The sequence below is a fragment of the Kitasatospora sp. NPDC127067 genome (genome assembly GCF_042724755.1).
Lineage (GTDB): Bacteria > Actinomycetota > Actinomycetes > Streptomycetales > Streptomycetaceae > Kitasatospora > Kitasatospora lactacystinica.
The window spans coordinates 1-22149 of sequence record NZ_JBHXEM010000085.1; the positions used below are offsets into that span (position 1 = coordinate 1).

18 protein-coding genes are annotated in these 22149 nt (G+C 72.5%); 9 read left to right on the forward strand and 9 right to left on the reverse strand.

What is annotated here, in order from left to right:
- Positions 1-204: 204 nt before the first annotated feature.
- On the reverse strand, positions 205-840 hold the full coding sequence (locus tag ACFWJ4_RS28205; protein WP_380548512.1) for a DUF4937 domain-containing protein: 636 nt from the start codon (positions 838-840) through the stop codon (positions 205-207).
- A 174-nt stretch (positions 841-1014) separates the two neighbouring features.
- Here ACFWJ4_RS28205 and ACFWJ4_RS28210 point away from each other — a divergent pair, with 174 nt between their 5' ends.
- Positions 1015-1200 (forward strand): hypothetical protein, encoded by a 186-nt coding sequence (locus tag ACFWJ4_RS28210; protein WP_380548515.1) that lies wholly within the window; start codon positions 1015-1017, stop codon positions 1198-1200.
- 84 nt (positions 1201-1284) lie between these two features.
- Here ACFWJ4_RS28210 and ACFWJ4_RS28215 read toward each other — a convergent pair whose 3' ends face one another.
- The 5 genes from ACFWJ4_RS28215 to gcvPA all read right to left on the reverse strand — a co-directional run bounded on the left by ACFWJ4_RS28215 (position 1285) and on the right by gcvPA (position 6931).
- A complete protein-coding gene (locus tag ACFWJ4_RS28215) occupies positions 1285-1938 on the reverse strand; it encodes a GntR family transcriptional regulator (RefSeq protein WP_380548517.1) in 654 nt (217 codons plus the stop codon).
- 100 nt (positions 1939-2038) lie between these two features.
- A complete protein-coding gene (locus ACFWJ4_RS28220; protein WP_380548520.1) occupies positions 2039-2785 on the reverse strand; it encodes an SDR family NAD(P)-dependent oxidoreductase in 747 nt (248 codons plus the stop codon).
- 20 nt (positions 2786-2805) lie between these two features.
- Positions 2806-3981 (reverse strand): ATP-NAD kinase family protein, encoded by a 1176-nt coding sequence (locus ACFWJ4_RS28225; protein ID WP_380548523.1) that lies wholly within the window; start codon positions 3979-3981, stop codon positions 2806-2808.
- Positions 3978-5576, reverse strand: a complete 1599-nt coding sequence (gene gcvPB, locus ACFWJ4_RS28230; RefSeq protein ID WP_380548526.1) for an aminomethyl-transferring glycine dehydrogenase subunit GcvPB — start codon at positions 5574-5576, stop codon at positions 3978-3980. Before gcvPB ends, ACFWJ4_RS28225 begins: the two co-directional genes overlap by 4 nt.
- Positions 5573-6931 carry an aminomethyl-transferring glycine dehydrogenase subunit GcvPA gene (gene gcvPA, locus ACFWJ4_RS28235; RefSeq protein ID WP_380548529.1) on the reverse strand — a complete coding sequence of 453 codons (1359 nt, stop codon included), beginning with the start codon at positions 6929-6931 and terminating at the stop codon, positions 5573-5575. Before gcvPA ends, gcvPB begins: the two co-directional genes overlap by 4 nt.
- 96 nt (positions 6932-7027) lie before the next feature.
- On the opposite strand from gcvPA, the gene ACFWJ4_RS28240 reads away from it, so the two are divergent.
- The 7 genes from ACFWJ4_RS28240 (at position 7028) to ACFWJ4_RS28270 (ending at position 16066) form a co-directional block, all read left to right on the forward strand.
- Positions 7028-8419, forward strand: coding sequence for an ABC transporter substrate-binding protein (locus tag ACFWJ4_RS28240; RefSeq protein WP_380548532.1), 1392 nt, complete (start codon positions 7028-7030; stop codon positions 8417-8419).
- A gap of 11 nt (positions 8420-8430) precedes the next feature.
- Complete coding sequence (locus tag ACFWJ4_RS28245) at positions 8431-9363, forward strand: carbohydrate ABC transporter permease (RefSeq protein WP_380548535.1); 933 nt, start codon at positions 8431-8433, stop codon at positions 9361-9363.
- Positions 9360-10220: a carbohydrate ABC transporter permease gene (locus ACFWJ4_RS28250; protein WP_380548538.1), complete on the forward strand. Its 861-nt coding sequence runs from the start codon at positions 9360-9362 to the stop codon at positions 10218-10220. Before ACFWJ4_RS28245 ends, ACFWJ4_RS28250 begins: the two co-directional genes overlap by 4 nt.
- The gene (locus ACFWJ4_RS28255; RefSeq protein WP_380548541.1) at positions 10217-12334 is read left to right on the forward strand and encodes a beta-galactosidase; all 2118 of its coding nucleotides are present in this window, start codon (positions 10217-10219) and stop codon (positions 12332-12334) included. The genes ACFWJ4_RS28250 and ACFWJ4_RS28255 overlap by 4 nt, the downstream gene beginning before the upstream one ends.
- A complete protein-coding gene (locus tag ACFWJ4_RS28260; RefSeq protein ID WP_380548544.1) occupies positions 12331-14511 on the forward strand; it encodes a trehalase family glycosidase in 2181 nt (726 codons plus the stop codon). The genes ACFWJ4_RS28255 and ACFWJ4_RS28260 overlap by 4 nt, the downstream gene beginning before the upstream one ends.
- Positions 14512-14553: 42 nt before the next feature.
- Positions 14554-15270: a ribonuclease H gene (locus ACFWJ4_RS28265; protein ID WP_380548547.1), complete on the forward strand. Its 717-nt coding sequence runs from the start codon at positions 14554-14556 to the stop codon at positions 15268-15270.
- Positions 15271-15364: 94 nt separating this feature from the next.
- Positions 15365-16066: a hypothetical protein gene (locus tag ACFWJ4_RS28270; RefSeq protein ID WP_380548549.1), complete on the forward strand. Its 702-nt coding sequence runs from the start codon at positions 15365-15367 to the stop codon at positions 16064-16066.
- 100 nt (positions 16067-16166) lie between these two features.
- Here the strand turns inward: ACFWJ4_RS28270 and ACFWJ4_RS28275 are convergent, their stop codons facing one another.
- Both ACFWJ4_RS28275 and ACFWJ4_RS28280 read right to left on the reverse strand, forming a co-directional pair.
- A complete protein-coding gene (locus ACFWJ4_RS28275; protein ID WP_380548552.1) occupies positions 16167-17456 on the reverse strand; it encodes a hypothetical protein in 1290 nt (429 codons plus the stop codon).
- Between the two features lie 554 nt (positions 17457-18010).
- A complete protein-coding gene (locus ACFWJ4_RS28280; protein ID WP_380548555.1) occupies positions 18011-19795 on the reverse strand; it encodes a reverse transcriptase domain-containing protein in 1785 nt (594 codons plus the stop codon).
- An 883-nt stretch (positions 19796-20678) separates the two neighbouring features.
- On the opposite strand from ACFWJ4_RS28280, the gene ACFWJ4_RS28285 reads away from it, so the two are divergent.
- Positions 20679-21404 (forward strand): dienelactone hydrolase family protein, encoded by a 726-nt coding sequence (locus tag ACFWJ4_RS28285; protein ID WP_380548558.1) that lies wholly within the window; start codon positions 20679-20681, stop codon positions 21402-21404.
- A gap of 145 nt (positions 21405-21549) precedes the next feature.
- On the opposite strand, the gene ACFWJ4_RS28290 is transcribed toward ACFWJ4_RS28285, so the two are convergent.
- Positions 21550-22104, reverse strand: coding sequence for a hypothetical protein (locus tag ACFWJ4_RS28290; RefSeq protein WP_380548561.1), 555 nt, complete (start codon positions 22102-22104; stop codon positions 21550-21552).
- Positions 22105-22149 lie beyond the last annotated feature (45 nt).

Genomic DNA, 22149 nt, shown 5'->3' on the forward strand with positions numbered 1-22149 from the left:
ATCCGGAGCAGCGGACCGCCCCACCGGGCGGCGGGATGCGGCACCCACCCGGGCACTGAGCACCCGCCGGGGCCGACGGGGGCGCTCCCGGCGGCCCCGGCCACCGACACCACCCCCCCCCCCGGGCGGCCCCGGCCGGCACGTCCGCCGCGCCCGCGTGTCGAGCAGCCCGACCGGTGCGTTCTTGCCGGACATGGCGGTGGTTCAGGCGCTGGCCCCGATGTGCCAGGACGGTTCGAGGGGGAGCAGGTGGCCCGTCAGGGTGTGGACGTCGGTGGGGACGCCGGCGCGGGCGAGCAGGGCCGGGAGGTGGTGGGTGGCGTAGGCGTGGTGGGCGGCGGGGGTGGTCCAGAGGGTGGTGACGAGGTGGCGCTCGGGGGTGAGGCGGGTGACGGTGCCGCCCAGCATGCCGTCCGCCGCCGCCATGCCCGGGGCCCAGAGTTCGCGCTGGACGTCGAGGAAGTGGTCGGCGCGGCCGGGGTGGAGTCGGCAGTCGGCGGCGCGCAGGACGGTGGCGCGGGCGAGGGCGGCGGGGAGGGAGGGGGCCGCGCCCGGCATGGTGAGGACGACCGGGCCGGTAGCGACCTCGATCCCCGTGCAGCTGGAGCGCTGGTCGGCGTGGGCGGCGGCCCGGTCGTGGCGCTCGCGCATGAAGCGGGTGTACGCGGGCTCGTCGCTCCACAGGGCGAGCAGCAGGGCGCGGTCGGCGCCGGGTGCCCAGCCGCCGGTCTGGCCGACCAGGCCCGGCTGGTCGGAGATCGCCGACCAGCGGCGCTGTCCGGCGGCGAACGCCTCGCGTGCTCCGGGCCGAACCCGGCAGTCGATCCACTTGCCGATCATGCGGGCCATCATGCTGCGGGGAGGCGGCGGAGAGGCAATCGGGCGTTGGTCCCGGGGGTGGTCGGACCAGGGGCGTAGGGCCTGCGCCGGGGGCCGTGGCCTGATGCGGCGCTGACGGGATGCGGCGCTGACCGGAGGCGGATCGAGGCCTTCGGCGGCGGCGAGCTGATCACCATGGACGCGGCGCAGGCCGCCGCGCTCACCGCCTCGCTCGGAGCCCGCCGGGTCGTGCCCGTCCACTACACCTCGTGGCAGCACTTCACCGAGGGGCGGACGGAGACCGCCGCACGGTTCGCGGCGGCGGGCCTGGCCGACCGGCTGCACTGGCTCACCCCGGGCGTCGCCGAGGTGCTCGACTGACGAGCGGACCGGGTTCAGAACCCCGGATTCAGAGCGCAGGTTCCAGGGCGCCCGGTTGGGAGCCCCGGGTTGAGGGCGCCGGGTTCAGAGCGCGGCGACCGGGGGCAGGCGGTCCAGGATGCGTTCCATGCCGCTGGTCCAGTTGGCCTCCAGCGCGGTGACGGCCTGGTCGACGTCGCCTTCGAGCAGGCACTGGGCGATCCGCTCGTGCTCCTCGGCGGCGCGTTCCAGGATCTCGTGGTCGCCGACCACCACCCGCTCGTAGCGGTGCAGGGTGAGTTTCAGCGACTCGATCATCTCGCGCAGCCGGGCGTTGGCGCAGCCGGAGAGCAGCAGGGCGTGCCAGGCGTCGTCGTAGCGCTCTATGGTGCCGTGCGGGGCCTGGGGGGCGGAGAAGGCGCGGGCCTCGGCGAGCAGCCTGGGGGCGATCTCGGCCAGGTGGGCCGGGTCGGAGGTGCGCAGGGCCAGCGACTCCAGGGCGATCACGATCGCGGTGAGGTCGAGGAACTCCTGTTTGCCGGTGGGGGCGAAGCGGAAGCCCTTGCCGCGCTCGCTGGTGATGATGCCCTCGCGTTCCAGGCTGATCAGGGCCTCGCGCAGGGGGGTTCGGCTGACGCCCAGTTCCTCGGCGAGCTGGACCTCGTTGATCGACTCGCCGGGGGTGAACCGGCCGCGGCCGAGCTGCTCCAGGAGTTCGTCCTTCACCTGCTCGCGCAGCGGCCGCCGCTCGATCGCCATCAAACGTCCCTTCTTCCTCGGTCCGTAGCGTACCGGCCGGGCGACGCGTGCCGTCGCCCGGCCGTCGTACGGGGTTGCGGTGCTGTACGGTTCGCGGGCGTCAGGCGGTGCCGGCGCCGTCCACGGCGATGACCGCGCCGCTGACGAAGGCGGCGGCGTCGCTGGCCAGGAAGGCCACGGTCTGGGCGATGTCCCGGGGTTGGCCGATCCGGCCGAGCGGGCGGTCGGCGGCGTCGGTGTAGAAGGCGTCCGGGTTCTCGCCCAGCTGGCGGGCCTCCTCGGCGAGCATGCCGGTGTCGGTGTCGCCCGGGCAGACGCAGTTGACCCGGATGTTGTCCGGGCCGTGGTCGATGGCCATCGCCCGGGTCATGTTGACCACGGCGCCCTTGGAGGCGCAGTAGGAGACGGCCCGGCCGCCGCCCCTGATGCCCCAGCCGGAGCCGGTGTTGACGATGCTGCCGCCGCCGTTAGCGGCCATCAGCGGCACCACGAGTCCGCTGAGCAGCATGATCGAGCGGACGTTGACGGCCATCACCAGGTCCCAGTCCTCGTCGCTGATCCCGGTGACGGTGGAGCGGCGGATGATGCCGGCGTTGTTGAACAGCACGTCGACGCCGCCGTGCTGTTCGACGGCGGTGCGCACGGCCTGTTCGCAGTCGGCGCGCCGGGAGACGTCGCAGCGGACGAAGGTGCCGCCGATCTCCTTGGCGGCCCGTTCGCCGCGTTCGGTGTCGAGGTCGGCGAGGACGACGGCCGCGCCGAGTTCGGCGAGCAGGGCGGCGGTGGCCCGGCCGATGCCGGAGGCGGCGCCGGTGACGATCGCGCGCTTGCCGTGCAGGTCGATCATGGGGAACTCCTCTACAGGGGTCAGGCGGAGAGGCGGTACACGGCGCCGGAGCGGCGGCCGGTGATCACCCGGACGTGGCCGGCGAGGGCGTCGTCCAGGTCGGGGTCGCCGGTGTCGAGCAGCAGCGGGCGCCCGGCCAGGGCGGCGAGCTTCGCCTCGGTGGCGAGCACCAGCAGCCTCTCCCGGCCCGCGGCGCGCAGTAGCTCGGGGGTGAGCTGCTGGTTGCCGCGGCCGAGCAGGAAGCCCTGGCCGCCGATCGGGGAGAGGGCGATGTGGGGGGCGGTGGGCAGGGCGCGCAGCTGGTCGGCCCGGGCGTCGCGGATCAGGATCCGGGCGGCGGTGGCGAGGCCGTCGGAGCGGCCGGGCCCGAGGGCGCTGCCGGGGCCGAGTCGGAGCAGGTCGACGCCGGTCAGGCTGGCGCCGGGCGCGCCGAGCGCGGTGGCCACCGCGTGGGTGGTGCTGCCGGGTCCGAGGAGCAGCAGCCCGCCGGGGCCGACCCGTTCGGCGACCTCGGCGGCGAGGCCGGCGGGTGTCCCCGGGTCGGGTCCGGAGCTGCCGGTCTTGCGCTGCTGCACCCGGGCGGGCAGCACCGGGACGGTCAGCCGGCCGTGGAGCCGGGCGGAGACCCGGCCGGCCCGCAGCGCGGCCTCGTCCCGGTCCACCACCTCGGCGTCCTCCAGGCGCACGCCCCGGCCGGTGGCCCAGGCCGCCGCGACCTCGGCGGCGGCCCGGGGGTGGACGGCGAACACGGCGGAGTGCATCTTGACCCCGGCCGGGATGCCGAGCACGGGCAGGCGGGGCTCGGGCCCGAGGGCGTCGAGGACGTCGCGGGCGGTGCCGTCGCCGCCGCAGAACAGCAGCAGTCCGGCGCCGGCCGCGACGAGGGCGCGCACCGCGGCCCGGGTGTCGTCGGCGGTGGTGTCCGCCGCGCCGGGCCGGTGGACGACGCGTGCGGTGCGGCCGGCGGCCCGGGCGGCGTCGGCGCCCATCGTGCCGTCGGCCGTGATCAGCTCCACGTCGGGCGGCAGCCGGCGGAGGGTCAGCGCGGCCCGGGCGATGGCCTGCGGGCGGGCTCCGAGCGCCAGGGCCCGTCGCTGGACCTCGGCGCCGTCGCTGCCCTTGAGGCCGACCCGGCCGCCGAGGCCGGCGACCGGGTTGACCACGAGCCCGATCCGGGCGCTCGGGGCGGTGGTCACGGCTGCTCGCCGAGGACCTTGCGGCGGTAGGCGCGCCAGCTGACCGCCCAGACCGCCGGGTCGTCCAGGGGCTCGTGCCGGATCCGGTGCACGGTGGAGTTGTGCGGCGCGGTGCGGACGGTCTCCGGGTCCTCGTACGCCTCGCGGGCCACCTCGGCGAGGATGGCCGCGTACTCGTCCAGGTCGGCCCGGGAGTAGGACTCGGTGGGCTCCAGGGTCATCGGCTCGGGGACGACGTACGGGTGGTGGCTGGTCCAGTAGTGGGTGCCGAAGTCGGCGGCGCGGTAGCCGAGGTCCTCGCTGTGCAGGCCGGTGTCCTCGTTGAGCTGCTGCCAGCTGTAGCGGACCTGTTCGACCCGGGGGCGCCCCTCGGCGTAGGGGACGGAGACGCCGCGGATCTGCCGTACCCGGTGCAGGAGGTAGTTGTTGTTGAGGACGGCGGTCTCGGCGGCCTCGCGCAGCCCTTCGGCGCCCAGGGCCGTGATCCAGGCGTAGGCGCGCACCAGGTTCGGGACGACGCCCAGGTAGGGGCGGATCTTGCCGATCGAGTCCGGCCGGTCGTCGTCCAGGACGTACCGCTCGCCGTCGAACTCGACGGTGGGGCGCGGCAGGTAGGGTGCCAGCTCGGCGGTGACGCCGCAGGCGCCGGCGGCCGGGCCGCCGCAGGCGTGCGGGGTGGAGAAGGTCTTGTGCAGGTTGAAGTGGCACAGGTCGAAGCCGGCCTCGCGGGCCCGGGTGATGCCGAGGATGCCGTTGGCGTTGGCCTGGTCGTAGGCGCACAGGCCGCCGGCCTCGTGGACGATCCGGACGAACTCGGCGATCCGGGGGTTGTAGATGCCGGTGTCCTCGGGGTTGGTGATGAGCAGTGCGGCGGTGCGCGGGCCGACGGCGGCGCGCAGCGCCTCGATGTCGGGGTAGCCGTCGGCGTCGGGGTGCAGGGTGATCACCCGGAAGCCGGCGGTCTTGGCGCAGGCGGCGTTGGAGGGGTGGGAGAAGGCGGTGGTGATGATCTCGTCGCGCTGCTCCAGCTCGCCGCGCGCGGCGTGGTGGGCGCGGATCACCGAGACGTTGGTCCAGATCGCCGCCGAGCCCGCGCCGGGCTGGAGGCTGACCCGGTCCATGCCGGAGATCTCCTTGAGCAGCTGCTCCAGCCGGTGGACGAGTTCGAGGACGCCCTGGACGGTGGAGGCGTCCTGTGCGGGGTGCAGGGCGGCGATCCTGGGGTCGCGGACGAAGGTGTCGTTGACCTTGGGGCTGTACTTCATGGTGCAGGTGCCCTGGCCGACGTCGACGTTGAGGTCGGCGCCGAGGTTCTCCTGGGAGAGCCGCAGGTAGTGCCGGAGCACCTGTTGCTGGCCGAGTTCGGGCAGGGCGGGCGGGGCGCTGCGGCGCAGTGCGGCGGGCAGCCGTTCGGCCGGGTCGCCGACGGCGGTGGTGACGGCGGGTTCGGGCAGCGGGGGCAGGACGCCGCGCTCGCCGGGCGCGCCGAGCTCGAAGATCAGCTTCTCGTCCCAGCGGGCCTGGTGGAAGCGGCGCAGGGCGGGTTTGGGAGCGATCCGCGGGTCCACGGACCCGTTGTTCGGGTGGTTCGTCACTTGACGATCTCCTCAAGCGCGTCGGCGAGGCGGTCGATGTCGGCCCGGGTGTGCAACTCGGTCACGCAGTAGCGGCCCTCGTGGGGGCCGGCCGGGGTGCCGCCGTGCAGGCCGTGGGCGAGCAGCGCCTCGGAGATCTCGGCGGCGGTGCGCTCGCCGGTGTAGCGGACGGTGAAGTCGGCGAAGTGCACGGCCTGCGGGTCCGCCAGGTCGATGCCGGGGACGAGGGCGAGGCGTCGGCGGGCGTAGGCGGTGTTGGCGAGGATCGTCGCGCCGATCTCCCGCATGCCGTGCGGGCCCATCAGCGCGAGGTAGACCCCGGCGGCGATGCCGTGCAGGGCGGCGGCGGTGCCGACCCATTCCTTGCCTTCCTCGCGCAGCGCGAAGGAGGTGCGCTCGTAGGCGACGTCGCCGAAGCCGTACTCGCCGGGGACGTCGGTGGGGGTGAGCCCGAAGAGCCGGCTGGGGTACTCGGCGACCAGGCGTTCGTCGTCGGGGCTGCCGATGAAGCCCGCGTTGCCGCCGCCGTAGCCGGGGTGGATGCCGAGCGGCTGGAGGTCGCCGCAGGTGAGGTCGGCGCCGAGTTCGGCGGGCGGGGCGAGCACGCCGAGGCTGATCGGGTTGACGTGGACGACGGCCAGCGCCCCGGCGCCGTGGGCGAGTTCGATGTACTGCGGCAGTTCGTGGTCCACCAGGCCGTCGTGGTCGGTGAGTTGGGCGTAGACGGCGGCCGCGTCGCCCTCGGCCAGGGCCGCCCGGACGGCGGCGGGCTCGGCGGGGACGGGCACCAGCTCGTGGACGCCCCGGACGTAGTCGTGGATCCGGGAGAGCCGGTCCGGGTCGATCGCGCCGACCAGCACCAGCCGGCGCCGCCCGGTGACCCGTCCGGCCATCCTCAGCGCCGTGGCGGCGGCCTGGAAGCCGTCGTACGTCGGCACGTTGACGACGTCGACGGCCAGCAGCTCGGCCATCATCGACTGGTACTCCCACAGCGCCTGGAAGCGGCCGTGGTCCTCGTACGGCTCGCCCGCGTAGGCGGTGAGGAACTCGCTGCGGTTGACGATCTCGTCCACCACGGCGGGCACGTGGTGGCGGTAGCAGCCGGCGCCGAGGAAGCTGCGGCCCGGCGGGACGGCGGTGTTGCGGGAGAGCAGCTCCTCCATGTGGGCGACCAGTCGGGCCTCGGAGCCGAGCGGCTCGGGCAGTCGCAGCGGGCGGTCCAGTCGGAGGGCGGCGGGGATGTCGGCGTAGAACTCCTCGACGTCCTGGGCGCCGACCGCCGCCAGCATCGCTTTCCTCACCTGCGGGGCGGAGTTGGGGATGTACGGGTGGGTTCGGGGGACGCGTGTGCTCATGCTGGCACCTTCCGCGATTTCAGTCACAAGCCTTGACGGGGTTGTGAATGCTGAGTTCTGTATACAGCATTCGGCATTCACCAGTCGGGAGGCAAGATGTCCGCAGAAACCCGGCACGAAAAACATCCCCAACTCGCTGTCGACCAGGGCGGATTCAGGTCGGGCCCGGCACGCCGCCGGATCCTCGCCGCCGGACTCGCCGGCGGCGCCCTGCTGTTGGCCGGAGCCACCGGCTGCGCGACCGGCGGCGCCGGCGGCACCAGTGCCAAGCAGCTCACCGGCAGTCCGGGCGCCACCCTCGCCGGGAAGGTCACCATCTGGTCCTGGGACGTCGCCGCCAAGGCCATGCAGCGGCTCGGCAAGGTCTTCGAACAGGCCCACCCCGGAACGACCGTCGAGGTGGTGGACATCGGCTACGACAACGCCTACGACAAGATCACCGTCGGACTCGGCGCCGGCAGCGGCCTGCCCGACATCCTCACCGTCGAGGGCCACAGACTCCCCACCTACATCGGCAACTTCCCGAACGCCCTGGTCGACCTCACCAGCCGCGCCTCCGACCTCAAGTCCCAGTACCCGCAGTCCTCCTGGCGCACCGTCACGGACGCCAAGGGTCGGGTCCTCGCGCTGCCCTGGGACAGCGGGCCGTGCGCCCTGTTCTACCGGCGCGACCTCTTCCAGCAGGCCGGCATCGACCCGACGGGCCTCGCCACCTGGGACGACTACGTCACCGCCGGCACCGCCCTCAAGGCCGCCACCGGCAGGAAGCTGCTCATCCTGGACACCAAGCAGGACAGCCTCTTCGCCATGCTGCTCCAGCAACAGGGCCAGCGCTGGTTCACCGACGGCAAGGTGGCCGTCGCCACCCCCGCCGCCGAACGCGCCCTCACCCTGCTGAAACAGCTCGTCGACCGCGACCTGGTGGACTTCGAGAACGGCTGGGACGGGTTCGTCTCCGGCACCCACGACGGCAAGGCCGCCACCACCCCCACCGCCGCCTGGTGGGACGGCACCCTCACCACCGAAATGGCCGACCTCAGCGGCAAGTTCGGCGTCGTCCCACTGCCCGCCTTCACCCCCGGCGGCACCCGCACCGCCAACAGCGGCGGCTCCACCCTGTGCGTCACCGCGCAGAGCCGGAACCCGGAGACGGCCTGGGCGTTCCTCTCCTTCCTGCTCGCCGACAAGGCCAACCAGGCCTCGATGATGCAGCACGAAGGCCTCTTCCCCGCCTACCTCCCCGCCCTGGACGACCCGTACTTCCAGCAGCCCTCCCCCTACTACGGCGGCCAGCCCGCCATGCAGCTGTTCGCCGGGCTCACCCGCGACATCCCCGCCGTCGAGCTCACCGCCGACGACTCCAAGGCCGGCGACATCGTCACCACCGCCGTCAACCAGGTGCTGCACAACGGCGCCGACCCGGGCACCGTGCTGCGCTCCGCCGCCCGCCAGATCGCCACCGCGACCGGCCGCCAAACGGTCGCGTAGGGGCGGGCCCGATGACCAGTCCTCCGGTGTCCCTGCGCGAACCCGCGGCCCCGGCCCACGCCGCCCCCGCCCGCCGCCGCCGGCGCTCCCCACGCACCGCCGCCTGGCTGTTCGCCGGGCCCACGACCGTGCTCTTCGTCGCCTTCTTCGCCTACCCGCTCGGCGCCAGCCTCTACCAGAGCTTCACCGCCCGCCGCGACGGCGCCGACGTCTGGGTCGGCCTGGACCAGTACCGGCGGATGCTGCACGACCCCGCCTTCCTGCACTCCCTGGTCAACACCGGCCTGATCCTCGCCGTCCAGGTACCCGTGATGATCGGCCTCGCCCTGGTGCTCGCCGTCCTGCTCAACCAGTCCTGGCTGCGCTTCCGGGCCGGCTGGCGGGCGGTGTTCTTCCTGCCCGCGATCACCACCCTGGTCGCCTACGCCGTGGTCTTCCAGGTCCTGCTGCGCACCGACGGCGGACTCGCCAACCAGTTCCTCCAGGCCCTCGGCCTCGGCCCGGTCGACTGGCTCAACTCGCCCACCTGGGCCAGGATCTCGCTGATCGGCTCGGTCACCTGGAGGTGGACCGGCTACAACGCGGTGATCCTGCTCGCCGGACTGCACGCCATCGGCCGCGACCAGTACGAGGCCGCCGCCCTCGACGGCGCCGGCGCCGTACGCACCTACACCGGCGTGATCCTGCCGCAGCTGCGCCCGGTCGTGCTGTTCTGCGTCATCACCTCCACTATCGGCACCCTGCAACTCTTCGACGAGAACTACGTGCTGACCCGCGGCGGCCCCGGCGACGCGACCCTCACCCCCGTGGTCTACCTCTACAAGGTCGGCTTCCAGCAGCTCGACTTCGGCTACGCGGCGGCCATCGCCTGGGTGGTCGTGCTGATCATCGCGGCGGTCTCGCTGCTCCAGTTCCGGCTCTACGGAAGGGAGCGCCGCCGATGACCACCACCGCGCCGCTCAGGCCCGGCCGCACCCCGCTGCCCGCCCGGCTCGGCCGGATCGCCGTCCTCGCCGCCCTCGCCCTCGGCGCCGTGCTCAGCCTGGTGCCCTTCGCCTGGATGCTGATCGCCAGCACCCACAGCAGCTCCGAACTGTTCCACTCCCCACCGCCGTTCCTGCCCGGTGGCAACCTGCTGCGCAACCTCGCGCACCTCCAGGAGACCATCGGCTTCGGTCGGGTGCTGCTCAACAGCCTCGGAATCGCGGTCGTCTACACCCTGCTCAGCTCGCTGCTGTCCGCGATGTGCGGCTACGGACTGGCCAAGTACCGCTTCCGCGGCCGCGGACTGCTGCTCGGCCTGGTCCTGGCGACCATGATGATCCCCCTGCAGGTGCTGCTCGTCCCGCTGTTCCAGATGATGGCCAGCCTCGGCTGGATCGACAGCTACCAGGCCGTGATCGTGCCCTTCCTGGCCAACTCCTTCGGCATCCTGCTGATGCGCCAGGGCTTCCTGGACTTCCCCGACGAACTGCTGGAGTCGGCCCGGATCGACGGCTCCGGCGAGCTGCGCACCTTCTACCAGGTCGTCCTGCCGTGCGTGCGGCCGCAGCTGGGCGCGCTGGTGATCTTCACCTTCATGGGCCAGTGGAACAGCTTCATCTGGCCGCTGCTGATGCTCAACACCGAGGACAAGTACACCGTGCCGGTCGCGCTCAACACGCTGACCGGGCTGACCCACGTCGACTACTCCGGCCTGATGCTCGGCTCCTTCCTGGCCACCCTCCCGCTGATGGTGCTCTTCCTGGTCTTCCAGCGGCAGTTCGTGGCGGGCCTGCTGGGCGGAGCACTGAAGGGATGACCACGACCGTGACCAAGGACCGCCTCACCCGGGTGCCAGGACTGCTGTACGGCGGGGACTGGAACCCCGAGCAGTGGCCCGAACAGGTGTGGGCCGAGGACGTGAAACTGATGGCCGAGGCCGGGGTCAACCTGGTCACCGTCGGCGTTTTCTCCTGGGCCCGGCTCCAACCCGACGCCCACAGCTGGGACTTCGGCTGGCTGGACCGCCTGCTCGACCTCGTGCACCGGCACGGCATCGCCGTCGACCTGGCCACCGCCACCGCCTCCCCGCCCGCCTGGCTGGTCCGCGCCCACCCCGAACTGCTGCCGGTCACCGCCGACGGCGTACGGCTGGAGTTCGGCTCGCGCCAGCACTACTGCCCCTCCTCGCCCGCCTACCGGGACGCCGCCGTCCGGCTCACCCGGGCCCTCGCCGAGCGCTACCGCCACCACCCCGCCCTCGCCCTGTGGCACGTCCACAACGAGTACGGCGACCACGTCGAGGAGTGCTTCTGCCCCGCCTCGGCCACCGACTTCCGCCGCTGGCTGCGCGAACGGCACGGCGGCATCGAGGAGTTGAACCGCTCCTGGGGCACCGCCTTCTGGTCGCAGCACTACGGCTCCTTCGAGCAGATCGAGCCGCCGCGCACCGCGCCGGGCCCGGTCAACCCCACCCAGCTGCTGGACTGGCGCCGGTTCTGCTCGGACGCGCTGCTCGCCCTGCACCGTGCCGAGAAGGCCGTCCTGGACGAGGTCTCGCCCGGCGTCCCGGTCACCACCAACTTCATGTCGATGCTCAAGGCCCTGGACTACTGGGAGTGGAGCCGGCACGAGGACTTCGTCTCCGACGACGCCTACCCCGACCCGGCCGACCCGCGCGCCCACGTCAACGCCGCGATGAACTACGACCTGATGCGCTCGCTCAAGGGCGGCCGCCCCTGGCTGCTGATGGAACAGGCCCCCTCCGCGGTCAGCTGGCGGCCGGTCAACGTGCCCAAACCCCCCGACCTCCACCGCCTCTGGTCGCTGCAGGCACTGGCCCGCGGCGCCGACGGCGTGCTGCACTTCCAGTGGCGCGCCTCGGTGGCCGGCGCCGAGAAGTTCCACAGCGCGATGCTCCCGCACCGGGGCACCGCCTCGCGCGGCTGGCAGGAGACCCTGCGCCTCGGCACCGAACTGCGCCGCCTCGGCGAACTCGCCGGCAGCCGGCTGCGCGGGCGGGCCGCCGTCCTGCTCGACTGGGACAGCTGGTGGGCCCTGGAACTGGACGACCACCCCTCCGCCCGGATGCGCTGGCCCGAGCTGCTCCGCCCCTGGTACACGGCACTGTACGAGCGCGGCGTCACCGTCGACTTCGTCCCGCCCACCGCCGGACTCGACGGCTACCCGCTGGTGCTCGCCCCCAACCTGTACCTGCTCGACACCGCCACTGCCGACCGGCTCACGACCTACGTACGGGACGGCGGCCGGCTGGTCTGCGGCCCGTTCAGCGGCATCGCCGACCGGCACGACCACATCCACCCCGGCGGCCACCCCGGGCCGCTGCGCGAGCTGCTCGGGATCGTCGTCGACGAGCACTGGCCGATCCCGGACGGCGCGACCACCGCCGTCGTCCTCGCCCCGGACGGCACCCGGCTGCGGGCCGAACGCTGGAGCGAATGGATCGAGACCGAGACCGCCGAGGCCGTCGCCCACTACGGCTCCGGCGAGCTGGCAGGCCTCCCGGCCGTCACCCGCAACCGCCTGGGCACCGGCAGCGCCTGGTACCTGAGCTGCCACCTCGGCGCCGACACCGGCCCGGTGCTCGACCGGGCGCTCGCCGAAGCCGGGGTGGGCGCCGAACTGCCCGGCCTGCCGGAGGACGTCGAGGCCACCCGCCGGCACGCCGCCGACGGCACCGACTACCTCTTCCTGCTCAACCACGGCCCCGTCGAGCGCCGAGTGCCCCTCGACGCGCCCGGCACCGACCTGCTCACCGGCACCGACCTGCTCACCGGCACCGACCTGCTCACCGGCACCGACCTGCTCACCGGCACCGACCTGCTCACCGGCACCGCCACCGGCGACGCCGTCACCCTCGCGCCGCTCGGCGCCGCCGTCCTCCGACTCCCCGCCGCCGAGGAGCGCCCGTGAACCCGCTGACCCGCCGCCACTTCCTCGCCGCCTCGGCGGTCGCCGCCGCCGGCACCCTGACCGCCCCGGCCACCGCCCACGGCCAGGAAGGACCGGAAGAACAGGGAGGATTCGACGCCGAACGCTACGCCGACGTCCTCGACCTGCACGGCACCCCCGCCCAGGCCTACCCCGGCGACGCCCGCGGCAACAACCCGATCACCGTCTTCGCCGACCTCGGCGCCTGGCACGCCTACGCCCTGCCCCGACCGGCCGACCGGCCCGGCGGCTTCACCGGCCCGCTGTACCTCGCCCAGGAATACCCGTGGTGGCTCAGCGACGGCCTGACCCGCCTCCAGCTCACCGAACAGGGCCGCCCCCTGGACCTCGGCGCCGGCGCCCCCGCGCGCGGCACCTCGCTGCCCGGCCTGCTGCGGCTGGCCCACGACCTCGGCGGCGGTCTCGCCCTCACCCTCGAACTGCGCTTCGCCGGCAACCGCACCGCCCTGCTCCGGGCCCGCCTCACCAACACCGGCCCGGCCGTACGGACCCTGGCCGCCGTCTGGACCGGCCGGCTGCTGCGCCCCGCCACCGGCCCCCAGCGCGAGGCGCCGAGACTGGTCGCCGCCGAACGCGGCGTGGAGGTGCGCTTCGCCAAGGTCCGGCAGACCTGGGACTACCTCACCGACGGCACCGAGTGCTTCGCCGTCCGCCACGCCCGGCCCGTGCGGGTCGTGCTGAGCGCCGACGGCGACGAGCACCGCACCGAACTCGCCGAGCCGGTGCGGCTGGCGCCGGGGGAGAGCCGCACCCTGGACTGGACCGAGAGCTACACCTTCACCGAGGCCGAGTACGCCCGGGCCGCGAAGGAGGCGGACACCGCGCTGCGCGCCCCGGAGCGGGTCGCGGCGGAGGGCACCGCCCGCTGGCACGGGTACGTCACCCGGGCCACCGAGGGCGTCCCCGCCGCCCGCCGGCGCACCGCCGTCAAATGCGTGCAGACCCTGGTCACCAACTGGCGCAGCCCGGCCGGACGGATCCGGCACGACGCCGTCACCCCCACGCTCTCCTACAAGTGGTTCAGCGGGGTCTGGGCCTGGGACACCTGGAAGCAGGCCGTCGGCACCGCCGCCTTCGCCCCCGGCCTCGCCGCCGACCAGATCCGGGCGGTCTTCGACCACCAGGTGCCTGCGGGCTCCGCCGAGCGCCCGCAGGACGCCGGGATGGTCCCCGACTGCGTCTTCTACAACGACCCGGCCACCGGCGGCGGCAACTGGAACGAGCGCAACTCCAAGCCCCCGCTGGCCGCCTGGGCGGTCTGGGAGGTCTACAAGCGCAGCGGCGACCGCGCCTTCCTGCGGGAGCTGCTGCCCCGGCTGACCGCCTACCAGGACTGGTGGTACCGCACCCGGGACCACCTCGGCGAGGGCCTGTGCGAGTACGGCGCCACCGTGGACCCGGCCAACGCGAGCGCCGAGGACTGCCGGGAGGCGGCGGCCTGGGAGTCCGGCATGGACAACGCCCCGCGCTTCGACGCCGCCGGCGTCCTCCCCAACCGGGACGCGAACGGGACGTTGCTCGGCTGGTCGCTCGACCAGCGCTCGGTCGACCTCAACGCCTACCTGGCCGCCGACCACCGCCACCTGGCGCTGATCGCCGCCGAACTCGGCGACCGGCCCGCCGCCCAGCGGCTGCGCGCCCGCGCCGACCGGATCGACGCCGCCGTGCGCGACACCATGTACGACCCGGCCGACGGCTGGTTCCACGACACCGACCTGGCCACCGGAGCCCGGCTCACAGCCCGGGGCCGCGGCATCGAGGGCGCCATCCCGCTCTGGTCCGGCACCGCCACCGCCGCCCAGGCCCGCACCGTCCGCCGGCTGCTGCTCGACCCGGCGGAGTTCGGCACCGCCATGCCGTTCCCCACCGTGGCCCGCAGCTCGCCGTCCTTCGACCCGGCCGGCTACTGGCGCGGCCTGGCCTGGCTCGACCAGACCTACTTCGCCGTCGAGGGCCTGCGCCGCTACGGCTGGGAACAGGACGCCCGGCGGACGGTCGAGCGGCTGCTGGCCACCGCCGCCGGACTGGCCGGGGACGGCCCGGTCCGGGAGAACTACGACCCGCTGACGGGGGAGGGGCGCAGCTCGACCAACTTCAGCTGGTCGGCGGCGCTGCTGCTGCTCCTGCTGCGCACCTGAGCGACTTTGGCTCCGGGCCGTCCGACCAGGCATGATCGGGGCATGGTCGAACGAGTCATTGCAGCGTGTGACGGAGCAGCCAAGGGCAACCCCGGTCCGGCGGGCTGGGCGTACGTGGTCGCGGACGCCACCGGGGCGCCCCGGCGCTGGCAGGCCGGCGCGCTCGGGCACAGCACCAACAACGTGGGCGAGCTGACGGCGCTGCGGCAGCTGCTGGCCGCGACGGACCCGGCGGCGCCGCTGGAGGTGCGGCTGGACAGCACCTACACCCGTGACTCGGTGACCAAGTGGCTGAAGGGCTGGAAGCGCAACGGCTGGAAGACGGCGGCCGGCAAGCCGGTCGCCAACCAGGAGCTGATCCAGGCGATCGACGCCCTGCTGGAGGGCCGGGACGTCACCTTCGTGTACGTGCCGGCCCACCAGGTGGACGGCGACCCGCTGAACGCCATCGCCGACAAGGCCGCCAGCGACGCCGCCCGCACCCAGCAGGACGCCTCCGGCACCGCCGCCGACCTGCCGGTCCCCGACCCGGCCGCCGCCACGAAGGCCCCCAGGGCGCGCACCGCCCGGCCTGCCGCCTCCGCCGGTAGCACCGGCGGCACCGGCACCGGCACCGCCAAGCGGAGCGGCGGCTCGCGCACCCTGAACGCCCGCTTCCCCGGCACCTGCCCGTGCAGCCGCCCGTACGCCAAGGGCGACAAGATCACCAAGGTCGGCGGCTCCTGGGGCCACCCGGAGTGCGCCGCCGCCCACGCCTGACGCGCCGCCCCCGTCCGACCACGAGTACGCCGACGTCGCCGGGTGAGTATCCGTACTCACGCGGTGGCCGGCCCGGTGGCGGACGATGGTGATCATGAGGAATCGCGCAACGAAGGACGGGGCGGGCCGCCGTACGGCCGTGCGGGTCACGGCGGTGGCCGGGGCCGCCGGAGTGCTGGTGCTCGGTACGGTCGGGTACACGGCGTACGGGGTGGCAGAGGAGGCCTGGACGGGCAAGCCGTACCCCGTGGCGGACCCGGTCGCCGTCGCGCGGCACCTGGACGCCCGGACACAGACCGTCTACGAGGCCCTCGCACTGCGACCGGACGTGACGCCGGCGGCCGACCACCGCGCGGACGACGGGATCACGGCCCGGATCTACGACGCCTGCCCCGCCCGGGGCCTCTCCCACCTGCTGGAGAGCATGAACGACACCGGCGCCGACCAGCCCCGCACAGCCGCCCTGCGCGCGCGGTTCACCCTCGCCGGGGTCGCCCGGTCCGAGTGGGAGGAGGCGGTGGGACGGGCCCGGCAGAGCCTGACCGCCCAGGGCTGGACGGTCGCCTCCTCCGACGAGTCCGCCCCGGTCCCCAGCCTGACGCTGACGCCACCGGTCACCGGCCCGGGCTCCCTCGCGGAGAGCGCCTCGCTGCGCTTCGACCCCGTGTACCACACCCTCGAGGTGAGCGCGGGCAGCGAGTGCGCCCGCTACCCCGACGGCACACCGGTGGACCAGGAGGGCAGGCCGGCCGCCCTGCCGACCGGCACGGCACCGGTGCGGCCGCCCGGCCGGTGACCGCGGGCCGGGAGCATGTGCCCGGCCGGAAACGCGAGACCGGCCGGAAACGCAGGACCGGCCGACCGCTGGTGCGCGGTCGGCCGGTCGGAGGTTGAGGTCAGGCCTTGGGCGGGGTGGCCTGGGCGAGCTGCTTGATGCTCCCGAAGCTCAGGCCCGCGTCGTTGAGTTCGCGCGCCTCGGCCTCCGTGACGCCGAGTCCGGCGAGCTCCTTGAGCTGGGCGTCGGTCAGCGGCGGGGCGAGCGGGAGGTCGCCGAAGTCCTCGGGGTCGAGGCCCTTCTCGTCGTTCCCGGCGGCCAGGCCGAGCACCGCGTCCATCAGCTGCTCGTTGGTCACCTTGACCGCGTCGGCCGGGGCCTGGACGTTCGGGGCCGCCTGGCTGAAGGCGAGCTTCACCGGGAAGTTGACGCCCGGCTCGACCTTGTCGGCCAGCTGGGCGAGGTCGAAGGTGGCGGAGGAGAAGGCGCCGTTCTTCAGGTAGAGGTCGACGCCGATCTTCCGGTCCGGCACGTCGCTCGGGGCCTTGTCCGGGAAGTCGCCCAGCTGCTTGGGGAACTTGGCGGACAGCGGCTTGACGGCCTTGTACATCTCGTCCACCAGCTGGCGGGCCGGGGCGCTCACCCAGAGGTGCTCGGTGCCGTCCTTCTTGCCCTTGTCCTCGTACGTGACGGTGCGGCCGAGCACGTCCTTGATCGAGTTGAGGAGCTGGTTGCCGAGCTCCGGGTCGACACTGGGGGCGGCGCTCGGCGCGGCCTTCTTGGCGTCGGCCTCCTTCGCCTGGTCGGCGAGCGCCTGGAGGTCGAAGGACACCCACTTGCCGGCCAGCACGTCCCCGACCGGCTTCATCTCCTCCGGCAGGTCCTTGCGGAGCTCGTCCACCGTGGACGGGTCCTCGCCGACCAGCTTCATCAGGCCCTTGGCGTCGGCGTGCAGGTACCCCGTGGCGTCGACCTGGCGGTATTCCAGCAGCGCGGTGCCGCTGCGGTCGGCGAGCAGGTAGGAGACGCGCACCGACTTGTCGAGCGTCAGGTCGGTGTTCTTGCCCGCCTGGCCGGCGTTCTTGAAGGCCTCGATGTCCTTGAGCGGCTTGTCGGCGGAGACCGCGACCGTGACGGAGAGGCCGGAGATCGCCTTGGCGGTCTTCTCGTCCATGTCCTCCTTGCGGCCCCGGGCGGAGCCGATGAGCCCGTTGCCCTTGTGCTCGCCGGAGTTGGCGAACGCGGCGACCTGCTCGGGGGTGGCGTCGATGGAGAGGGTGAACCCGGCCGACTTGCCGTCACGGACCTTGTCGAAGGCCTTCGAGACCTTCTGCGCGGCGGACAGCTGCTCGACGGTGCCGCAGGCGGTGAGGCCGGTGGCGAGCACGGAGGCGGTGACGGCGACGGGCATCGCCCCACGGGCGGCCTTGCGGATGGCGGTGTTGATGGTACGACTCCTGTTGATCGGGCCCGCTCGGCAAAGCGGACCGTTCCCTCCCCTGCGACGCGCAACGTCACAGTGCCTGCACATGTGATCACATTATCGGCAAGGGGTCATCCGCATTTTTGGCCGGGTCTTTAACCACTTCGGCCAAAACCATGACCAAAAGTCGTAAACCAGGCCTGAAGAGCCGTCCCGACCATGCCCCGAGGGTCCCCGCTCCCGGCCCCCGGTCCGCACCACTCCGGGGCGGACCGGGGGTCAGCGCACCGGGGCCCGACAGATCCTCGACCGTCCAACCGCGGCCCAGGTCACGGCGCAAGGCCTCCAGCGCAGCGGCCGCCTGCTGCCGGAACAGCTACCTCTCCTCCTCGGACCACGGAGACGGATCCGGCGGGTACGCCTCGTCGAGCGACGACGTAGGGTCGGCCGGACGGCGAGGTGCCTGCTGGGCAGGTCCTTTTCCGTCCGGCCTCCCTCCGAACCGGACGTGCCCGCTTTCCAGGCATCCGGCTCTCCGGTGACTACTGCGTGAGTGCTGGGACAGGTCTGGTGCCGTGGATGTCCACGTGGCAACTTCCGCAGACCACAAGGGTCTTGCGATGCCGCGCGGCCATGAGATCTGCCCACGGAGGCCGGTTGCCCGGGTGTCCGAGGTCGGCGAGCTTGGCGACGTGGTGGACCTCCACCTCGTCGATGCGCCCGCAGGCTTCGCACCGTCCGGCTAGAAGCCGGGTGACCAGCTCCTTGCGTTTGGTGTTGACCGGGGCCAGCCGACGGTCGGTGATGACCGTCTTCTTGTTCTGTCGCAGCGGGATCCCGCCGAACCGACCGACCAGTGGCTTCCTGCCGATGCGTTCGACGCGGGCCTCGAAGCACTTGCGCGGCCCGTGCGGCGTCTCGATGGTCGCCGCGTGCTTGCGGGCCATCTTCGACACCGACGAACGGTGCTTGTTGGCGAGCGTCATCAGCATCGAGGTCTCCATGACCCATTGCAGCCGGGCGAGTCGGAAGACGTCGCCGGCCATCAGGTAGTACTGGACGATGCCCCGGTACTCGGATCCGTAGGTGCTGATGATGACGTGGTCGTCCTGGCTCAGCAGTTCGGGCCGACGCGCGGGTTTGCCGCGCTCCTTGTACAGGGCCTGCTTGGCAGATACCACCGAACGAGGGACACGCAGACTGATGGTCCCATTGACAGAGCGTCGTCTGCCGGAGACCTTGCGGTCGTTGTGGAGCACCGTGATGTCGTAGCCGAGGAACCTCGCCGCCTGGGTGCGGGCGTGCGTGATGAGGGTCTTCTCCGGCGACAATTCCAGCTTGAGATCGTCATGCAGGAATTGCGCCAGACGCTTCTTGATTTCCTCGGCTTCTGCCTTCGGTCCGGCAAATCCGAGCAGGGTGTCGTCGGCATAGCGCACATACCGCAGCCGCCGGTAGCCGGGATCCTGAGTATCCATGCTCGGCGTGCTGTGGAGTTGCTTGCGCAGTTCCCGCACCGCAGTGCGATCGCCGCGCTTGCGAGCGCGCTTGATCGCCGCCCACACCCGTTGAAAGGCGCGGTTCGACTGCCTGACTCTTCCTCGGGTGTATTCCGGGATCAGAACCTTCTCGACGAACTCGTCCATCTTGTGCAGATAGATGTTGGACAGGATCGGAGAGACGACGCCACCCTGCGGAGTCCCGCTGTGCGTGGCGTTCCAGACCCAGTCCTCCATGTATCCGGCCTTCAGCATGTTGCGCATCAGCCGCAGGAACCGGTTGTCGCGGATCTTCTCGCCCAGGATTCGGAGCATGACCTCATGGTCAAGCCGATCGAAGCACTGGGCGATATCACCCTCGATGAACCAGGCTGTTCCCGTCCAGGTATTAACCACGTCACGCAAGGCGGAGTGGCAGCCTCGGCGGGGACGGAAACCGTGAGATGAGTCGGAGAACGTCGGCTCGTAGTACGCCTCAAGAAGCAAGCGCACTACCTCGCCGACGAGCTTGTCCGACCACGGCGGCAGGCCCAGCGGGCGCATCTTCGTGCGGTCCCGCTGCTTGGGGATGTAGACCCTCCTGGCCGGGCTCCATCGGTAGCGCTCGTGGCGCAGCGCGTCGATGACGTGCCCGATCTTGCCCAGCGACATGCCGTCCATGGTCTCCCTGGTGACCCCAGGCGTCATCGCTCCCTTGTTGGAGTAGAGACGCCCGTAGGCCAGCAGATACAACTGCGGATTGAACAGCTGTCGATACAGCTCATTGCACGGCAGGCCCTGCCTACCGCGTTCACGCAGGACACCCAGCACCGTTTCGGCGCTCTGCATTACGCATACCTCCCGATTCTTGAGTGTCCGATCACCTGGCCCCCTTCGCCCGTGTGGACGGCTTTCCCGTCCTCCCTGGCCGGTCGTTACTCCGGCGACTACTACGGGGCCTCCGTCGCCATAGGAAGATCTCTTCCCTTAGGCGATCCCATGTTCGTCCTTGTCGTACGTCATAGCGTGGTTTAGGTGCCCCACTCATCACCTTGAATGCCCTCGCTGGGCATCGCTCCGCACTCCGGAGGTTGCGACGGCCGTACCATCAATCCGTCGCAGGGCGCGGCGCCGGTTTCGGGTATCTTTCCGGCGGACTCGACCTTCAGTCTTCTGGTGATTGGGGTTCAGGCAATCCAGCTTTCACCATGTCACGCGGGTCTCGCGATACCCCATCTCCGATACCTGAGCTTGGTCATCGCTTTCCTGGCATGCTCTGGTCCCGTCACCGTTTCCGGATCGGGTAAGCCATCGGACCCAAAAACCTCCCTCCGAGTTTTTCCCGACTGAATCGGGGATACGACAAGGCGCCTCATGGCGCACTGATACCGGTCGGCGAGCCGCGCCAGTTCGGCCCGGGTGGCCGGGGTGATCGGCAGCCGGTCAAGGTCGCAGGGATAGTCGTACGGGCTGTCGAGGTCGGGACTGCCGGACGGGCCCGGCCACAGCGGGGTGTCGACGCCGAATTCGTCGTGCTGGTGGTCACGACGAGCGCGGCCTGCCCCCCGACACCCCCGAGGAGGCCGCGGCCCCGGCACGGACCGCCGCTCGTCGGTCCTGGTCCTCGACGACCCCGACGCGAAGCGCAGCGGCGGCCGTCAGCGGGCCGCTCGCTCTGCCGAGGGCGAAGTCCGGCCCGGCCGGGGCGCGGACCCCAGTACTGTCCGGTCCCATGACAACGGTCACCACACGCACGGTCGAGTACCCGGCCGACGGAATGACGATGATCGGGCACCTCGCGCTCCCGGCCGGCGCCGGGCGCCGGCCCGGGGTGCTGATCGGGCCCGAGGGACCGGGCCTGAACGACTTCCAGCGCCGCCGGGCCGACGCCCTCGCCGAACTGGGCTACGTGGCCCTGGCCTTCGACCTCCACGGCGGGCGCTGGATCAGCGACCCGCAGGAGATGCTGGCGCGGGTGATGCCGCTGCTCGCCGACCCCGACCGGATGCGGGACATCGGCCACGCGGCCCTCGACGTGCTGCGCGCCGAACCGCGGACCGACCCGGACCGGATCGCCGCCATCGGCTACGGCACCGGGGGCGCCATCGCGGTGGAACTCGGGCGCGCCGGTGTCGACCTGCGGGCGATCGGGACGGTCAACGGATTCACCACCGGCCGCCCGGGCGAGGCGGCCCGGATCCGGTGCCCGGTGTGGGCCGGGGTCGGCTCGGAGGACCCGATCATGCCCGCCGAGCGGAGGGAGGCCTTCACCGCCGAGATGCAGGCGGCGGGCGTCGACTGGCGCCTCGTGGTCTACGGCGGCGCCCAGCACGCCTTCCATCACCCGACGGTCGGTCACACCGTGCTCCCCGGCGTCGCGCACCACCCGCAGCACGCCCGGCGGGCCTGGCGCGACGTCGTCGGCCTGCTCGCCGAGTGCCTGCCCGTGCCGGACTGACCGGCGCGCCTACCCGCACCTACCCGCGCCTACCCGCGCCGACGGCGCGTCGGTCGCGGGGAATGCGCGTCGGCTCCGGCTCCCACCCAGGAGCCGGAGCCGACCTCGTGACCCTCGTGACCCTGGTGTTCCGACGGCCGTCGGGCTACCGCAGTTGCGTCAGGACGACGGCGACGAAAGCGGCGCCGAGGGCCAATCCGATCACCGGGATCGACAGCACGTCCCAGAGCCGCGGCCGCGGCTCGACGCGACGGTCCGGGGCGGTGTTCCGTTCCCACCGGTCCATGACCTGCCGGGTGTTCGCCAGGAACTCCGTCGTCGAGTGGTACTTGTCGGTGCCGAGGCCGGGCAGCAGGCGGCTGCGCCCGTTCGTGAGGTGGATCCGCAGCGCGTACGAGTACGAGTCCCCGGCCGGGTAGCGCCGCACCTCGACCCAGCTGATCTGCTGCCAGGAGTAGGTACGGCCGGGCCCGAAGCCCCGGTTGACGGTGATCCCTTCGGCGCCGACCCCGGTCCACGCGCGCAGGGCCACGAGGAGGAACGGGAGGACGAGCGCCAGGGTCATCGCGACCAGCAGCACCGTGCCGAGGTCGGTGAGCGCGAACAGGCCGAAGGCGGTTTCGAGCACGAGGGCGAGGACCAGGGCGGCGATGCCGGCGGGGCGGATCAGGTCCTTCGCCCGGAAGATCACTTCGTTCACGCCGCGCACCCTATGCCCCGGCCGCCGGGTCTCGAAAGGGGAAGC

Bases quoted from the DNA above. Each gene is read 5' to 3' on its own strand.
- ACFWJ4_RS28285 (WP_380548558.1), top strand. From the start codon at position 20,679: ATGACAACGGTCACCACACGCACGGTCGAGTACCCGGCCGACGGAATG.
- gcvPA (WP_380548529.1), bottom strand. From the start codon at position 6,931: ATGAGCACACGCGTCCCCCGAACCCACCCGTACATCCCCAACTCCGCC.
- ACFWJ4_RS28240 (WP_380548532.1), top strand. From the start codon at position 7,028: ATGTCCGCAGAAACCCGGCACGAAAAACATCCCCAACTCGCTGTCGAC.
- ACFWJ4_RS28205 (WP_380548512.1), bottom strand. From the start codon at position 840: ATGATCGGCAAGTGGATCGACTGCCGGGTTCGGCCCGGAGCACGCGAG.
- ACFWJ4_RS28215 (WP_380548517.1), bottom strand. From the start codon at position 1,938: ATGGCGATCGAGCGGCGGCCGCTGCGCGAGCAGGTGAAGGACGAACTC.
- ACFWJ4_RS28245 (WP_380548535.1), top strand. From the start codon at position 8,431: ATGACCAGTCCTCCGGTGTCCCTGCGCGAACCCGCGGCCCCGGCCCAC.
- ACFWJ4_RS28210 (WP_380548515.1), top strand. From the start codon at position 1,015: ATGGACGCGGCGCAGGCCGCCGCGCTCACCGCCTCGCTCGGAGCCCGC.
- ACFWJ4_RS28270 (WP_380548549.1), top strand. From the start codon at position 15,365: ATGAGGAATCGCGCAACGAAGGACGGGGCGGGCCGCCGTACGGCCGTG.
- ACFWJ4_RS28280 (WP_380548555.1), bottom strand. From the start codon at position 19,795: ATGCAGAGCGCCGAAACGGTGCTGGGTGTCCTGCGTGAACGCGGTAGG.
- ACFWJ4_RS28265 (WP_380548547.1), top strand. From the start codon at position 14,554: ATGGTCGAACGAGTCATTGCAGCGTGTGACGGAGCAGCCAAGGGCAAC.
- ACFWJ4_RS28275 (WP_380548552.1), bottom strand. From the start codon at position 17,456: ATGCCCGTCGCCGTCACCGCCTCCGTGCTCGCCACCGGCCTCACCGCC.
- ACFWJ4_RS28250 (WP_380548538.1), top strand. From the start codon at position 9,360: ATGACCACCACCGCGCCGCTCAGGCCCGGCCGCACCCCGCTGCCCGCC.
- ACFWJ4_RS28255 (WP_380548541.1), top strand. From the start codon at position 10,217: ATGACCACGACCGTGACCAAGGACCGCCTCACCCGGGTGCCAGGACTG.
- ACFWJ4_RS28220 (WP_380548520.1), bottom strand. From the start codon at position 2,785: ATGATCGACCTGCACGGCAAGCGCGCGATCGTCACCGGCGCCGCCTCC.